This window comes from Azospirillum melinis (assembly GCF_013340935.1).
Taxonomy (GTDB): Bacteria; Pseudomonadota; Alphaproteobacteria; order Azospirillales; family Azospirillaceae; genus Azospirillum; species Azospirillum melinis.
Genome location: NZ_WHOS01000151.1, coordinates 1 through 892 on the forward strand (window position 1 = coordinate 1; position 892 = coordinate 892).

Here is an 892-nt window from a genome sequence, read left to right on the forward strand (position 1 = left end):
AGGACAGCCTGCGCGGCGGATCGGGTGCCGACACGCTGCGCGGCGGATCGCAGAGCGACCGGCTGTTCGGCGGCTCCGGTAACGATCTGCTGGACGGCGGCAGCGAGGATGACACGCTGGACGGCGGGACCGGCAACGACAGCCTGTACGGCGGCAGCGGTGCCGACCTGCTTTATGGCGGCATGGGCGACGATCTGCTGGATGGCGGCACCGATGCCAACCGGCTCTATGGCGGCAGCGGCAACGACACTCTGCTGGGCGGCGACGTGAGCGACACGCTCGACGGCGGCAGCGGCGACGATGTCATCCGCGGCGGCACCGGGGCCGACGTCATCAGCGGCGGCGCCGGCAACGACAGCATCGACGGCGGCGAAAACGACGACAGCATCGACGGCGGCAGCGGCAATGACACGATCATCGGCGGCGGTGGCCGCGACATCGTGCTGGCCGGCGACGGCGACGATCTGGTGACGGACGGCGACGGCGTGTGGAGCGACGACCGCTTCGACGGCGGGGCTGGCAACGACACGCTGGACGGCGGCCTCGGCAGCGATACGCTGATCGGCGGGGCCGGCAACGACCGGCTGACGGTGGGTGCCGATTACAACGGCGATTGGCTGGACGGCGGCGACGGCGACGATACGCTGGTCGGCGGGCTGGGCGCCGACACCCTGCTGGGCGGCGCCGGCAATGACGTGCTGAAGGGCGGCGGCGGCAACGACGTCCTCGACGGCGGCGACGGCATCGACATCGCCGATTACTCTGCCGAGACCGGCGCGATCTCCATCGATCTTGCGACCGGCGAGGTGCGCCACGGCGGCTGGATGGCCGACCGCGTGTCGGGCATCGAGACCATTCTCGCCGGTGGCGGTGCCGACACGCTGGCCGGCGA

At 71.5% G+C, this 892-nt stretch carries 1 protein-coding gene; it reads left to right on the forward strand.

Features of this window, described 5'->3' with window-relative positions; genetic code table 11:
• On the forward strand, positions 1-892 hold an 892-nt coding region (locus tag GBZ48_RS35885; RefSeq protein ID WP_174475378.1), incomplete at both ends, for a calcium-binding protein.